This is a genomic window from Neisseria sp. HMSC03D10 (genome assembly GCF_001807625.1).
GTDB lineage: Bacteria > Pseudomonadota > Gammaproteobacteria > Burkholderiales > Neisseriaceae > Neisseria > Neisseria mucosa.
In genome coordinates, this window is record NZ_KV789498.1 from 1 (window position 1) to 220 (window position 220).

The following is a 220-nucleotide window of genomic DNA, read 5'->3' on the forward strand; positions in this document are numbered from 1 at the left end:
AAGGCGGCCCGGATGCCTGATTATCAGGTATCCGGGGAGGATTAAGGGGGTATTTAGGTAAAATTAGGCGCAATTAGGGGCGGAAATAGACGAAAACCTGTGTTTGGGTTTCGGCTGTCGGGGGAACAGGTGAAGAGGGGTATTTTGCAAAGGTCTCAGAAGGTGAGCTGTTGTTGTTTATGATACATAAAAGGTCGTCTGAAACTTTCAGACGACCTTT